Here is a 14297-nt window from a genome sequence, read left to right as displayed (position 1 = left end):
GCCTTTTCTTTGGTTACTTTCTTTTCGACTGCACGGATGCAGGAGGTAGAGCAACGCAGGAGCAGTTGCCGAGGCGACGCAAAAGAAAGTAACTCGCCCTCGGGTGCGAGAACCCGATTCAAATAACGTCGCGGTAGCGACACTTTAATAATAAAAAATGTTGATGCAGTCTAAACCCGAACAACTGCGTAACATCAGTTAATTTAAGCAATGACCATGAAGCGTATGAAGGACATGAAGACTTAAATCCTTCATGCCCTTCATACGCTTCATGGTTTAAAAATAAAACGCGCTCAAGCTATTTCGTGCACGTTCCTTAATTTAGAGATTACCCCGTATGACTGATAGAAACATTAACTATTCCGGGCGGACAAAATCCTAACTATGGCAACTATTAAACGCGCCGGCATCCATTATGCCTGGGCCATACTGGCTGTTACTTTTATCTGTTTGTTTGTTGCATCGGCGCTTCGATCTGTTCCCGGAATCATTATGCTGTCACTGGAACAGGAATTTAAGTGGAGTCGGGAAACAATAAGCGGCGCCGTTTCCATCAATCTGCTGTTGTTTGGGCTTGCCGGTCCATTTCTAGGCAGGTTGATGGATTTATACGGTACGAAAGCCATCACCTTGATCATGCTTACGCTGGTAACTCTGGGAGCCTGCGGCAGCATTTTTATACAGGAACCTTGGCAACTGTATTTGTTTTGGGGCGTGATCATTGGCGCAGGTTCGGGAGGAACTTCCATAGTGATGGGTTCGGCCGTTGTTAACCGTTGGTTTCAGCAACGGCGCGGTCTGGCTTTAGGCATCTTGGGCGCGGCCTTTTCGTCGGGCCAGTTAATTTTTACGCCTGTTCTGATGAGCCTGAATATTGACCTAGGCTGGCGGGCTACCACTTTATTTATTGCATTGTTGCTGGGTTTGATTGTATTGCCATTGATCATCAAATTTATGGCCGATGATCCCGGTGTAAAGGGAATGCAGCCTTACGGTGCAAGTGAATTAGCTACACCTGTTATTCCTCCTGACCCGAATCCGATGCGCTTGGCAATGGCCAGTCCTCAATTTTGGCTGCTGGCTTTCAGCTTTGCGATCTGCGGTTTTACGACCTCCGGATTGTTTCAGACGCACTTAATTTCTCACGGCATCGAACATGGTTTCCCGGAAATGACCATGGCCGTGTCATTAGGATTAATGGGCGCTACCGATATTGCCGGTACTATTTTCTCCGGTTGGCTATGCGACCGCTTCGGTAAGCGTTGGCCGCTGGCGATTTATTATGCGCTTCGCGGTATTTCATTGCTATTGTTGCCTTATGTCGAATCGACTGGACAACTGATGGCCTTTTCCGTCGTTTATGGACTGAATTGGTTATCGACGGTTCCGGCTACCTCAGCGCTCACAGCGGATCTATTCGGCAAACAAAATGTCGGGGTCGTTTTTGGCTGGATCTGTTTTGCCCATCAGATCGGCGCAGCGTTAGCCAGTTACGGAGCCGGTTATTTGCATGGTTTGTTCGGGAATTACACCTTGGCCTTTATGACCTCCGGTCTTTTTGCCTTAGCGGCTACCGGACTTGTCATGAAGATACGGGAATGAATATAAATTTATTGCCGATTCATATCTTATTTCACGCAGTAAAACTGCTCCCATACTAAAACCAGGAGATATAAAAATGCCCTTAGTTCGCATCTCGTTAATGAAAAACAGGCCGAATGGCTTTGGAAAAAAGGTGGGTTCAATCGTCTATCAAGCGATGGTTGACACAATCAATGTTCCGGTGAAAGACAATTTCCAAATCATTACTGAACACGATAACGATACTCTGATCTATGATCCGACTTATCTCGATATCAGACGAACCGATGGAATTATCGTAATACAAATAACGTTGAATGAAGGACGAGCTACTTCCTTAAAGAAAGCGCTCTTCAACACTATCGCAGATCGGCTCCATAGGGAGCTCGACGTCCGAATGGACGATGTTATGATCAATTTGGTCGAAGTTAAAAAAGAAAACTGGTCTTTCGGAAATGGAATAGCGCAGTATGCTTAACAGTAGATGTTATTGAATCTTCTATATAGCACAACAATTTTTGAAAGACGCTCTTTCTATGCTCAAATCAACGATCCATAAAAATAATGCCAAACTTTAATTTTAACTTTCATCATGCCAGTCTAATTATTGACGATACTGCGGCATCAGTGCTGTTTTACTGCGATATTCTCGGCTTGCAACAAACAGACAGGCCAGATCTGGGCTTTTCTGGCGTCTGTAACTACTCAGCGCAAAGCACAACCTCCCTCTCCAGTAGGATGCCTACATGGATGTAGGTAGTAGAGCAATGCAGGAGCAATTGCCGAGAGGGAGTGAGTTTTCCGCGATTTTTGATTCACTGAATAGTTACAAACTTTTTTGTATTATTGAACATCGAATTGCAAGCTTGCGAGCTTGGCGTACAGCCCGCTCTGTTTACGTAAATCTTCCGGTGCGCCGATTTCGACGATACGTCCTTGATTCAAGACGATAATGCGGTTGACCTTCTTCACGGTGGCTAGCCGGTGAGCAATAATCAGCGTGGTACGCCCTTGCATGGCGGCATTCAAGCCTTCCTGCACCAGGATTTCCGATTCCGCATCCAGTGCGCTGGTGGCTTCGTCGAGCAGCAAAAGCGGTGCATTTTTTAAAATTGCCCGGGCGATGGCAATCCGCTGGCGTTGCCCGCCGGACAAACGCGTACCGCGTTCTCCCAGGAAGGTCTGATAACCATCCGGCAGGCGATTGATGAATTCTTCCACCTGCGCCGATTTGGCGGCGGCCATGACTTCATCATCGCTGGCAGTGGGACGGCCGTAGCGAATATTTTCCAGCGCATTGGCCGAGAAGATCACCGAGTCTTGAGGGACGATCGCAATCTTGTCGCGCAACTCATGCAATGCCAGTTGACGAATATCTTGCCCGTTGAAGCGTATAGTGCCGTGGGTTGTATCGTAAAAACGCAATAAGAGCTGGAACACGGTAGTTTTGCCCGCACCGGAAGGGCCGACTAGCGCGACGATTTCCCCAGTTGCTATGTCGATGTTAATGTCATCAAGCGCGGCTATTTGCATCCGCGAAGGATAACGGAAGCTGACATGTTCGAATTGAATCTCCGCTTTTCTTGGTTGCGGCAACGGTTGCGATGTATCGGCTTCGACAATGGAGGGCTTGGCATGAAGCAGTTCCAGCAAGCGCTCGGCCGCACCTGCCGCACGCATGATATCGCCCCATACTTCCGCCATGGTGCTGACGCCGCCCGCCACCAGCGTTGCATAAAGGACGAAAGAAGCCAATTGTCCGCCCGTCATGCTGCCTGCGTGCACCTGGTTAGCGCCGATCCACAGCACGAAAATGATGGAACCCATCACCGCTATGATAACGAGCGCCGTCAATGCCGCGCGAAAGCGGGTACGCCGGATCGCGGTTATGAAGCTAATTTCTGCGCGGTCGGCGAAGCGTTTGGTTTCCCGCTGTTCCTGTGTGTAGGCCTGAACTGTCGGTACAGCGTTAAGGATCTCGCCAGCCAGCGCCGAGGCATCGGCAATTTTATCCTGCGATTCACGCGAAAGCTTTTTCACTTTACGGCCGATAGCAAAGAGGGGAAGCATCAGCAATGCCGTCAGGCCCAGGTTCAGAGAGAACAGATACAAACTGGTCACCGCCAGCATGACCATCCCGCCGACAAACTGGAACAAGCTTCGCAAACCCATCGAAATGGAACTGCCGATCACGGTCTGGATCAGGGTGGTGTCGCCGGTCAGGCGTGACAGCACTTCGCCGGTTTGCAAAGTCTCGAAAAATTGCGGGGATTGCGCCAGTACCCGCGCATACACCGCACTACGTAAATCCGCCGTCACCCGCTCGCCTATCCAGGTCACGGTGTAATAACGCGCCGCTACGGTCAATGCCCAAAGACTCGCCAAACCGAATAACGCAGCGAAGTGGCCGTTCAAACTCAGCGATCCCAATAGTCCGCCGCCGGTATTTTGCCTTTGCCCAAAACCTAAATCGATCAAGTCACGGAACGCCAACGGAACCAACAGGATCGTGGCCGAGCCAAGGCACAGCAGTACAAAAGCCAGAGCTATTCTCCGCCGATAGGGGCGCAGAAAAGGCCATAGATCCTTAAGAGTTGATAGGCGGCGGGTTGAGCCGGATCGGGTCGATTTTGAGATAGGCATTCCTGATAGTGATTGATGGTGTGTATTTCATTTTCTCATGTCTTGAAAGAATCAAAACAAGAAAATATTCATACGGGAAGAATTACAATTCTTCAGCGGTGGCTGTAATTGGCCGCAGATACTCGCTATTCATGGTTTCTGCAAACTCCGGCGCTGCAAATCCACAAAACGGACATCCGCAACTGGCCGATCTTGAGGTGGCCTAAAGACTCTATCCGACCCAAACGAGACGGTCGTGATATAAGTCATCGACCGTCACATTGCGTCTACAAAGCTGACGGTTTAAAAACCACCTTTTTGTTATTCTAAACCGTTTAGCAAAAAGAAAATTCGGTAGGAACAGTTATCGGATTCTCAGTTCTCGACATAAGCGATTAACACTCAAAGTAGGAACTCTGTTATCAAGAACTAGGTGAGTCCGTACTTCTTCACTATTACGACGAAGATGAGTAATCAATTTCCCCCTTCTGAGATCGATGCCATTTAATGAAAGATTTCGCGATACACTCCATACCGCAAGCCGATCACTTCCACCACGCTCAAAAATATCTAACTGCTGCATCGTTCTCAGGCCATATTGCAAGAGTGAAGACCAGTTACGTGCCAGCTCTGATATACCATCTTCACCATATTGCGCCATCGCAAGTTGACACAACTTGCCAACATGCTCTTGCAAACGATAACCAACTTGATCGGACAAAATATCTAAAATTTCTTCAACATCACATTCGCAATTAATGGCCATTTCCGCGTAGGTTTCTCCAGACATCCAGCCATGAATTATTGTTTGAAGTATTTCTGAAGTGATTTCAATACCTATACCGGGATATTCAAGCAGTTTGATAACAACTTCGTTCAGCCATTGCGCATCTATCGGGTCATCCAACGTCGCCCACAATGTGTGATTAAGAAGTTCCGATTCTTGGATGAACGTCCAGAATCTAAGTGATGCGCCAGTCTTTCGAAGTATCGGCCAAATGCTTCTCTCTACAGATTGTTGAAGCTTTTCTGCCCTTAAACTGAACATCGTCTTGATACAAGACTGTAACTGAGGCGTATTGCAATAACGGTTCGCAAGGGTTTTCGATAGCAGCTCATCAATATGACTGATAATTTCTGACTGCGGAGTGTCAGAAGGAATAAGGTCAAGTAGCGTGAAGTCAATACTGTCAATTATCGACATAAATCTTGGATCAGTTTGCAGGTCGATAATATTATTGTCTAGTTCGATCCCATTGCGAGTAATAAAGTCATTTATCATGACTATAAGCCGATAAAGATATCCATTGGCGGATTCCATCTTCTCATTTCGTAGAACTGTCTTTAACAGATCTCGCTCAGATTCATCAATAAAGATAACTCTACCACGTGTTTCTTTGCCAGCGCGGCCAGCACGACCGATGATATTTTTGATGCTGCGATTTGATAAAAATTTCCATCCTCTAGTTTCACCTTCATAACGTTTAACAGTATGTACCACGAGAGTGCGAATTGGCAGATTCACCCCTTCGGCTAACGTATTCGTGCAAAGCAAAATACTAATTGTTCCATTTTGAATTCCTTCCTCCATCTCACGACGCACCTCTTGAGGAAGTCTTCCATGATGGAATCCTGCTCCATATTTAAGCAAACGAGACAAAATATAATTCTGACCAAACTGAAACTCTATGTATTCAATTAGATCAGGCAAATGAGCTGAAAATGTTGGCGCGTTCTGTGCGACCAAGGTTTTTGCTTCACACAACTCAATAAGTTTTTTTGCTAAGTTTTGAATAAAATTACGTTGCGTCGTAAAGAGGGCAACCGAACCATTTCTTCGTGACTTGAGTGCGGCTGCACATGCCAGTGAAGTATTGGAGTCATAACCGCCTATTAGCTTAAGGCGGCCTGTTTCTGAATTAAGGTATCGAAAATCATTTTTTACGAGAAAACTCAATAAGAAATAACTTCGAGGACGCTCGTAAATCGGGTTTACGTCTAATTGCCAGATTTTATTTTTAGTTGATTGGATAGTCAAAAATCCATAGTCAGTTTCGACAGGTCGATAATTGGATTGAGCCAAGTGACTTAGTTGCCCACCAAGCCACTCGTGAATCTCGTTCACGTTTGGAAGAATGGCGGAAATGAATACAATTTTTCTCGGTTCTGCATCAGTGCCTCGTAGCTTGGTCAAGAGAAGCTCATATTGTAATCCTCGGCTATCATCATCAATCAAATGCCCCTCATCACAAATGACGGTCTGATACTGACTTTCCAAACCTGGCACAATTTGAGCCATTGCGGTAAACTTTTCAGGCGTGATAATAAGAACATCGGCATTTTCAACCGTAGCGGTTTCTGAACGCGTTGGTATATTTCCGCCATGGCTGGCAATGACCTGCACACCTGCATTGGTGAGACGTTGGGATATACCTTCACGAATTTCGGCCGCCAACGCACGGAACGGAACAAGAAACAACACTCGTTTTTTGCGTATCTTTACCTCGTGATAAATTAGCAACTCACTCAGTGATGTTTTGCCCGCAGACGTTGGCATTTGTAGGCTAAATGTATCGTCACCATCGCCAAGAATACCAGCCCTGATAGCAACTAACTGTGATGGCAACAGCTCCCATGGGGGAGATATTTCTGGATTATTAAGGAAAGACTGCCAAATCTCATCAGAGTAATGTGCCGCATACAGCCTTAAGCCCCCCAAACATTGAACTCTGCAAATCGCTCTATGCACGATAGGGAAAGCTTTGCAGCAATAAATTTTCTCGGATCATTTCTCAAACCGAAAATCATTTCCTCACGCAGAGTCGTGGTTAATTCCCCAAAATCCTTTATTGAATCAGATTTGAGAATATCTGACAGCATTGTCCCTAGCTTGTTTTCCTCATTTATCCGTCGGCTTAAAAAGCCATGCAAAAAAGACTCTTCGACCAATATTTCTTCTATAGCCTCAAGGTTGCTTGCCAGGAGCATTGCTGTTGCTGGAAAATCCGCCAAATAGAAAAGAGCAGCGCAATAAAGCTGATTAAGGCGCCGCTCAACTCCACTTAAATATCTTGCTGCCGCACTTCGCGAGTATATGACCAGTGTTTTTGCTAATGCCGCCAGTTCGTTTTTTTGTTCTTCAGACTTTGGCAACCGAAGCACATCGAAAATGTTGGATAGGCATGCAATATATAAATCATCTGATCGCTTTCTCACCTGATATTGCGCCCATGTAGCCTCAGGTATCCCGAACTCGGCAGCAGCCTCCCAGGATTCTATTTCAGCCATCATATTGCGAAGCTGGTTATTCAATCGTCACCTCTGCTTGTGCCCGCGAGTAGACTGTTTCATAAAGCGACTTCAACTTATCAATTCCTAAAACAATAACCTCAAAGCTCTCATCCTGTTGAGGAAGTTTCAGTTGCCGTATTAACTCCTCATCCAGTAGCTCACGATCAACTATTGCGACAGCTTTAAAATGCTTCTTGTATTCCACTGACAGATGGTTTGAAGTAAATCGGTTAATAAAATTAATCTTCTTAGATGATTCTTGATCAATGGCTTTTTCCTTTAACCAAGTAAGCGTCCTCGCAAGTCGTCCTGTTTTATCCAGCTCAAACCCTTCAATTGATTTCTCAATCGGGAAAAATTCTTTCGACTTTGTTGCTTTCTGTTTTGCTTCCGCACAAATTACAAAGTCATTCTTCGATAATTTATCGTCAAATTCACGATATAACAGAATGACATCAGAAAGTGGCGCGGCCTTTAATCTATTTTCCTTGTATCGCCATTTTTTTATTGGGGTGGTATTTTCAGTGCGCTCACTACTCAAAAAGAAAAGTGTTAAGACTTCACCGAAATCACCTGACATAACACTCCCCGGATCAGGGAGCTTATTGGCAATGATCTGGCACGCTGATAATTCTGTTTTGTTGACACGCTGTTGGATATGTTTTTTTGTGGTGTAACACCAAGGCAGTTGCTGAACCAAATATTCTTCTAGAAGCTTGGCTTGAGTATCTAAAAGAACATGACAACGCACTGGCAGCGAGCCTGTTGGCATTTTGTGGGGGTAAAATATTTTTGAGACTTCCATTCGCAATAAAATTATTAGTGGTGGAGTAAATAATCGATGTAAATCAATTACATTGACTCATTGGTTCCTAAGAGATTCGTATGCCCGAGCATAGCGATCGCCAAACTTCAAACTAGCATTAAGTGTCATGCGACATTAAAAACTAAGTATATTAGATAATTCATACGCAAACACTTCATTTTAGATATCGTCTTATTTCTACTTGAAACCGGTCATTCAAAATCTAAAATTTCGCTGGAACTGAACGTCCCGAATTGGCCGGCCTGAGACGGTCAACAGATATTAATTTTGATAACTGCCACGGGCTGCTTTTACTGGAATAGGTTGGATTTTTTATTTGCAGGCCGTTACAGCTAAGGTAAATGCAATTATTCAATCACGGGTTATGCGCTTATGATACGAATTAAAATTAGGTCTTTCGCTGTCTTGAACAAAATAGTTTAACGCGGGTAAGGCGTAATCCATAGTGCGTAATACGCTAACGCTATTGCGCCCTACGTGCTGCAAGATAGGGAATTTTGACAGCAGCATTAAAAAATAAGTGTCAAGGATAGGAGCGAGTGAAAACTGAGAAACGTACTGCCTTGATAAGATGACAAGGGGTATCGATTCACCTGTATGACCTGCTTTATATTCAAATCTTGCTGTGATGAGCATCAGTTTTTTATGCCTGGATTTAGACAAGGCTTAATTTAAAAATATAGCTCGTAGGCATGACCCCATCCTATATAATTTTATTCTAGTTAATTTATTCAGCTTTTTTCACATCAAAGGGCAGTACACGATGACCAGCATTTACGCAATTAAACCCGCTTTTCAAAATCTCCTGCGTCCCCTTTGCAAGTGGCTTGCAGCACACGGCGTTACCGCCAACCAAGTGACGCTGGCGGCTTTTGGCTTGTCGCTGCTGACGGCTTTGGTGTTGGCGCTCAATAGCACTCAGATGAGAATTTTTTTACTGCTACCGCTCGTTATGTTTGTGCGTATGGCTTTAAATGCGATTGACGGGATGCTGGCGCGTGAGCATGGCATGAAAAGCAATTTGGGCGCGATTCTAAATGAACTCACTGATGTGGTTTCCGATGCGGCCTTGTATCTGCCATTTGCGCTACTGCCTGTTGTTTGCCCCAGTTTATTGGTGTTTGTGGTGATTGCTGCCATCCTGACTGAAATGACGGGTGTCATTGCGGTGCAAATTGGCGCATCACGGCGTTATGACGGGCCTATGGGCAAAAGTGACAGGGCGTTTATGTTTGGTGCTGTTGCGCTAGCCATGGGTTTGGGGGTCCAATCCGGTAACTGGTTAAATTGGGTGTTTGGGCTGGTATTGGCCTTAACGGTGTTAACAGTGTTTAACCGTGCACGTCAGGCGCTTAAGGAAGTTGCAAAATGAATCCGCAGCTAATTTTACCGTTCAGTGTAGAAATCTCTTTTGGCGTTATTGCCGCCTTACTGGCGACAGCCAGCTTTACCTCCATTGGTCTGGTGCACTCGCGCCCTGAACGCAACTACACAGAACTGCGCCTGCGCATAAAAACCTGGTGGCTGATTGTAGCGGTGTTTGCGGTGGCAGTGTTGTTCAACCGGGCCATTTCGGTCATTGTGCTGGGTTTTGTGAGCTTTCTGGCGTTTAAGGAATATTTATCGCTTATCCCTACGCGCCGCGCCGACCACCGTGTGTTGTTCTGGGCTTATCTGGCCATCCCTATGCAGTTTTATTGGGTATATATCGCTTGGTACGGCCTGTTTATCATCTTTATTCCCGTGTTCATGTTTCTGATTTTACCTACACGCATGGTTTTAGTCGGCGAAACCCAAGGCTTTTTACGTGCCTTAGGCACACTGCATTGGGGACTGATGATTACAGTGTTTAGCTTAAGTCACATGGCGTATCTGCTGGTCTTGCCGCCGGAAGTGAATCCGGCGGGCGGGGCTATGGGGCTTTTGATTTATCTGGTTTTTTTGACTGAGATTAATGATGTGGCGCAATATATCTGGGGCAAGAGTTTTGGGCGGCGCAAAATTTCGCCCAAGGTCAGCCCCAATAAAACCGTGGCGGGTTTTTTAGGGGGCGTTACCACCACGATGCTGCTGGCGGTTGCACTTGGCCCGTATTTGACGCCGCTCACGCAGCTTGAGGCCTTAGGCGCAGGTGTGTTAATAGGCTTAGGCGGTTTTGTGGGCGATGTGACAATTTCCGCGCTAAAACGCGACATCGGCGTTAAAGATTCCGGCAGCATCCTGCCTGGGCACGGCGGCATTTTGGACAGACTGGATAGCTTGACATACACGGCGCCCCTGTTTTTTCATTTTGTTTATTTTCTCCATTACTGAGTAAACACTGTTGTTACGAAAACTCTTTTATCTTTTCATCAGTAAACCCTTGGCGCTCGTGATTCTCGGCATAAATGCCAGAGGGCGCGAGCATTTGCCGCTGCAAGGCCCTGCCATTATCGTCGCCAACCATAACAGCCACTTGGATGCACTGGCTTTAATGTCACTGTTCCCACTGGCTGTCATCGATAAAGTCCATCCTGTCGCTGCGGCGGATTATTTTTTAAGAAACCGGATTATTAAATGGTTTGCTTTAAATGTGATCGGCATTATTCCCTTGGAACGCAAAGCCACCGAAAAAGGTGCGGATGTGCTTGCCCCCGTTTTTGATGCGCTAGACAAGAAAGCTATTTTAATCTTGTTTCCCGAAGGCTCACGGGGAGAGCCAGAATCCTTGAGCAGGTTTAAAAACGGTATTGCGCATTTGGCGCTTGAATGCCCCGAAGTGCCTGTGATTCCGATGTTTTTTTATGGACTGGGCAAGGCATTGCCCAAGGGCGAGTTTATCCTCGTACCTTTTTTTGTGGATGTATTTATTGGTGCGCCCATGCGCTGGGAAGGCAGCCGCAGTGAGTTTATGAGACAATTAAACCAAAAAATGCTGGCGCTTCAAGAGCAGGCGAACATTACAGATGCTTCCGACCTATAATGGTTTCGCTTCATACACGGACATCTTGACGGTATGCCGAACCAACATGGGCAAACCTAAGCATAGCCATCAAGCGCCGCTGATCACGGTTGACGAGAAGCTTCGAGCCCATCCCGGATTAATCTATATTTGGTAAGTATCCCGTACCGCCAGAGCGCCATCGACTCGACGACAGGGCTGAATAGCAGAATTTCGTAACGGTTTCGTACGCGTAGCGTACCTTACTACTAGATAATCACTTCGCCGCAGGAGCAACGATGCATAAATGGTGTTGAGGGCGGCCGGTCTCAAACATGATAACTCGATTTACAATGTCCTCGGCGCTACTTTGTCCTATCGGACCGGCGGTGATGCGGCCGGTTGCTGCACTAACCAGATGTACGTAGCTCTTGTGCGGTCCGTCGGCAAGAGTTGAATTGATTAAAAACTCAGTTTCATCCTTCTCCAGTATCTCTACCGGAGCCGCACTGCCTGGATTGCAGGCGCCGAAGAAAATCAGGCCGTCTGCCGTTGCAAGCGAACTCAGCGATTTTGTGAAATGAAAGAACCGTTCCGGGGATATTTCAGCAGATATTTTTTGTTCGAACAGTGGCTCTCGGCAAATGAGCTCACAGAGCTCGAGCCGGTATCCGCGCTGCTGTTCGGGACTTGTGGCCAGTTGATCCGGCGAGCAATAATGTTGAAAACAAACATGATCCAGCGGCTGTATCTGTTTTTCCAGGCCTTTAAGCCGATGCCGGATGTCGGTCGGTTTCATCGGCGCCAACTCCCGCCAGTGCGAGGCCATATAGTCGCTGAATATGCGATTTTTTTGGGTATCATAGGTGATGGACAACATGTCCTTAAGTCCCGGTTGCGACTCGTAAAACTGAAGTAATTCGCCTTTGTTGCCCTCTACCTGAAAGTTTTGCCAAAACACGAAATTTTCCAGTATCGGTCCGTCAAAACCGCCATGACTGATAAAAATAACCCGGTCGAAAGGAGGTGACTGCTGCACTATCTGCTCGACCTGGCGGAAATAATCCGTCCAGTTCCAGACATCGTGCAGCTGCGTAACGGCTGCATTAAACCGGTTCCGGTAAAAGGCTTTCAGAGTGCGGGCGGGTTGCTCGGACCACCTTGGGCTCTCATTCCCGAGCGGCACTCTGATCAATAAAGGTACAAGCAACACTCGCCTTGGCGGTTGCTGCAACTTCAAGTTGCTCAATCCTTTATAGTAGGAACCGCACGATACGAGGTGGCTTTTATCGCTATAAACATCGGTCGCACAAATACACAGCAGCAAAGAAACCAACAAACGGATGCTCACGATAGTCTTCAAAGTAAAGCCTTCATCAATAAGGTGGAATCAAGACATTCCGCAAAATACGTTTTAAAGGGGAACCCCCTGTACTGTAAATTAAAGCTACCGGTTTTCCAGCCTTCAACACAGACTCTACCAGCTCAATGTATTTTTGGATATTGATTTAATGCGCGGTTGAGTTAAGACGACCTCGGATCGACAACGGCACGTTATAGCGCTGCATCTGTAGCGGCGATCCTTGCATTGGGTCGCGCTTAAAGCCCAATCGGAGTGGCGCAGAGCTTGCCGGACTAGGCCTAGTTTGAACGGTTTGCACCAAAAACCGACTTTCCCGCTTTGGCTGAGATATGCTGGTATTTGGCGTAAGCGGTGCCGGCGGAACTGCGCAATTCCGCTTCGCTCGCCTGGTTTGCAAAACCGCGTGCAACCGCTTCCAATACATAGGCTTCCGGCGCCATGAAGCTATGGGTGGTTACCACCGGCTTTGAACCTGCGGCAAGCAAATGCTCCGAGAAATACTCGTCGCTCATACAGGCCAGGACCACGGCTTGTTTTTCGTGTCCGGCATGTTTTGGAAAGCGTTCTACGATGGGCAGGTTTTGTTCGTCCATCAAGCCGTCATGACCGATGAACACCACCATTTCACGCTTTGCCGCATTGGGCGGAGTGGCTGCTTGTTGCATAAAGTCAAGCATCGCCTGGTCAATCCGGCTGCCGCGATAAGCATCGGCGGTAACGGTGAGCTTGTCCTTCCAGGCAAACTGGCAGCGTTCTAAAATAGTGTCGCTAATATCTTTTTCGCAACCCAATTTACGCCAGCCATCCGCCTTGCTTAAAAAGGTTTTCACGCCATAAGCCGCTCCCCAATAGAGGTTGGTGTTCGGATCATCGCCATTGCCGATTTTCGCAGGAACCGGCACGATGCCTTGTGATACGTTGTCGACCAGGGACACAATGACAGAAATATGCGTGTTTGACATGGCTACGGCACAGGGCGGTAACAGCGCAACAAACAGCACGGTGAATAAACAAATCAAGCGCAGGGTAATCATGTGTAGGAGTCCGCTGGATGGCAATCGAATTTCATTTGAATACATCTTTGTTTCAGGATCATAGGATGGACTCACACGAGCCCAGTTATAAACATTAAAAAACAATGTGATAACAATTAAAAATGATCAATTATGACGCTGTTTACTGGCAAATATTGGGCACTAATTGACACCTCTGGTCTTCGGCGTTGCCCCCATACCAAACTGCGAGGGACAAAAGCCGGATTTTGTTCTATCGCACCTAACAAGTGTTTGTATAGTTTCTTAATATCGTCTTTGATTAGTACAACCCATGCATTTTCGCAGAATTCTGATTGTATATCTTCCCATATTGGTGGATATGTTTTTCTTTATATATTCAGCAATTCTCATTATGAAATCAATCTCCTAAAATGGCGGATCAATTTTCTATGGTAGTCGATTATGAGCGCCCCTTTTGGATTCAATGTCTTAACCTTTAGCGATGTCGTTAAGCAATTACGCGCCACGTTCGAAACATTTACCGATCGTCGGACCGGGAAAAATACGGCCTATACGATGACCGATGCAGGACTGAGTGCGTTTTCGGTGTTTTTTATGCAAAGCCCCCTCTTTCCTGGATTTCCAGCGGACGATGCAGGAAACTCAAGGAAAAAATACCAAAAGTAGGCGCTTTAGGCG

At 46.5% G+C, this 14297-nt stretch carries 14 protein-coding genes; 8 read left to right on the top strand and 6 right to left on the bottom strand.

The genetic code is table 11. The features are described from left to right. The first annotated feature begins 384 nt into the window (after positions 1-384). The 3 genes from EPO18_RS07225 to EPO18_RS07215 all read left to right on the top strand — a co-directional run bounded on the left by EPO18_RS07225 (position 385) and on the right by EPO18_RS07215 (position 2337). The gene (locus tag EPO18_RS07225; protein ID WP_292432509.1) at positions 385-1602 is read left to right on the top strand and encodes an MFS transporter; all 1218 of its coding nucleotides are present in this window, start codon (positions 385-387) and stop codon (positions 1600-1602) included. A gap of 76 nt (positions 1603-1678) precedes the next feature. Then, entirely contained in the window at positions 1679-2059 is a 381-nt protein-coding gene (locus tag EPO18_RS07220; protein WP_292432507.1) for a tautomerase family protein, read from the top strand. 86 nt (positions 2060-2145) lie between these two features. Then, entirely contained in the window at positions 2146-2337 is a 192-nt protein-coding gene (locus tag EPO18_RS07215; RefSeq protein WP_292432505.1) for a VOC family protein, read from the top strand. A gap of 87 nt (positions 2338-2424) precedes the next feature. Here the strand turns inward: EPO18_RS07215 and EPO18_RS07210 are convergent, their stop codons facing one another. Continuing rightward, complete coding sequence (locus EPO18_RS07210) at positions 2425-4224, bottom strand: ABC transporter transmembrane domain-containing protein (protein WP_292432503.1); 1800 nt, start codon at positions 4222-4224, stop codon at positions 2425-2427. Positions 4225-4232: 8 nt separating this feature from the next. Here EPO18_RS07210 and EPO18_RS07205 point away from each other — a divergent pair, with 8 nt between their 5' ends. Then, positions 4233-4430, top strand: a complete 198-nt coding sequence (locus EPO18_RS07205; RefSeq protein WP_292432501.1) for a hypothetical protein — start codon at positions 4233-4235, stop codon at positions 4428-4430. 137 nt (positions 4431-4567) lie between these two features. Here EPO18_RS07205 and EPO18_RS07200 read toward each other — a convergent pair whose 3' ends face one another. The 3 genes from EPO18_RS07200 to EPO18_RS07190 all read right to left on the bottom strand — a co-directional run bounded on the left by EPO18_RS07200 (position 4568) and on the right by EPO18_RS07190 (position 8299). Then, the gene (locus EPO18_RS07200; RefSeq protein ID WP_292432499.1) at positions 4568-6829 is read right to left on the bottom strand and encodes a DEAD/DEAH box helicase; all 2262 of its coding nucleotides are present in this window, start codon (positions 6827-6829) and stop codon (positions 4568-4570) included. Between the two features lie 80 nt (positions 6830-6909). Beyond that, positions 6910-7515, bottom strand: coding sequence for a hypothetical protein (locus EPO18_RS07195; protein WP_292432497.1), 606 nt, complete (start codon positions 7513-7515; stop codon positions 6910-6912). Continuing rightward, a complete protein-coding gene (locus EPO18_RS07190; protein WP_292432494.1) occupies positions 7508-8299 on the bottom strand; it encodes a Hachiman antiphage defense system protein HamA in 792 nt (263 codons plus the stop codon). The genes EPO18_RS07195 and EPO18_RS07190 overlap by 8 nt, the downstream gene beginning before the upstream one ends. Positions 8300-9083: 784 nt before the next feature. Here EPO18_RS07190 and EPO18_RS07185 point away from each other — a divergent pair. The 3 genes from EPO18_RS07185 to EPO18_RS07175 are packed head-to-tail and all read left to right on the top strand — an operon-like array spanning position 9084 to position 11282. Continuing rightward, the gene (locus EPO18_RS07185) at positions 9084-9692 is read left to right on the top strand and encodes a CDP-alcohol phosphatidyltransferase family protein (RefSeq protein WP_292432492.1); all 609 of its coding nucleotides are present in this window, start codon (positions 9084-9086) and stop codon (positions 9690-9692) included. Further along, complete coding sequence (locus EPO18_RS07180) at positions 9689-10633, top strand: phosphatidate cytidylyltransferase (RefSeq protein ID WP_292432490.1); 945 nt, start codon at positions 9689-9691, stop codon at positions 10631-10633. The genes EPO18_RS07185 and EPO18_RS07180 overlap by 4 nt, the downstream gene beginning before the upstream one ends. 10 nt (positions 10634-10643) lie before the next feature. Continuing rightward, positions 10644-11282, top strand: coding sequence for a lysophospholipid acyltransferase family protein (locus EPO18_RS07175; protein WP_292432488.1), 639 nt, complete (start codon positions 10644-10646; stop codon positions 11280-11282). A 235-nt stretch (positions 11283-11517) separates the two neighbouring features. Here EPO18_RS07175 and EPO18_RS07170 read toward each other — a convergent pair whose 3' ends face one another. Together EPO18_RS07170 and EPO18_RS07165 are read right to left on the bottom strand one after the other, a co-directional pair. Then, positions 11518-12591, bottom strand: a complete 1074-nt coding sequence (locus EPO18_RS07170; protein ID WP_292432487.1) for a hypothetical protein — start codon at positions 12589-12591, stop codon at positions 11518-11520. 290 nt (positions 12592-12881) lie between these two features. Beyond that, positions 12882-13637 carry a hypothetical protein gene (locus tag EPO18_RS07165; protein WP_292432485.1) on the bottom strand — a complete coding sequence of 252 codons (756 nt, stop codon included), beginning with the start codon at positions 13635-13637 and terminating at the stop codon, positions 12882-12884. A gap of 423 nt (positions 13638-14060) precedes the next feature. Here EPO18_RS07165 and EPO18_RS07160 point away from each other — a divergent pair, with 423 nt between their 5' ends. Next, the gene (locus EPO18_RS07160) at positions 14061-14285 is read left to right on the top strand and encodes a hypothetical protein (protein ID WP_292432483.1); all 225 of its coding nucleotides are present in this window, start codon (positions 14061-14063) and stop codon (positions 14283-14285) included. The last annotated feature ends 12 nt before the right edge of the window (positions 14286-14297 follow it).

It is taken from the genome of Methylobacter sp. (assembly GCF_004322395.1).
Classification (GTDB): Bacteria; Pseudomonadota; Gammaproteobacteria; order Methylococcales; family Methylomonadaceae; genus Methylobacter_A.
This window is presented reverse-complemented; position numbering and strand designations above follow the sequence as displayed.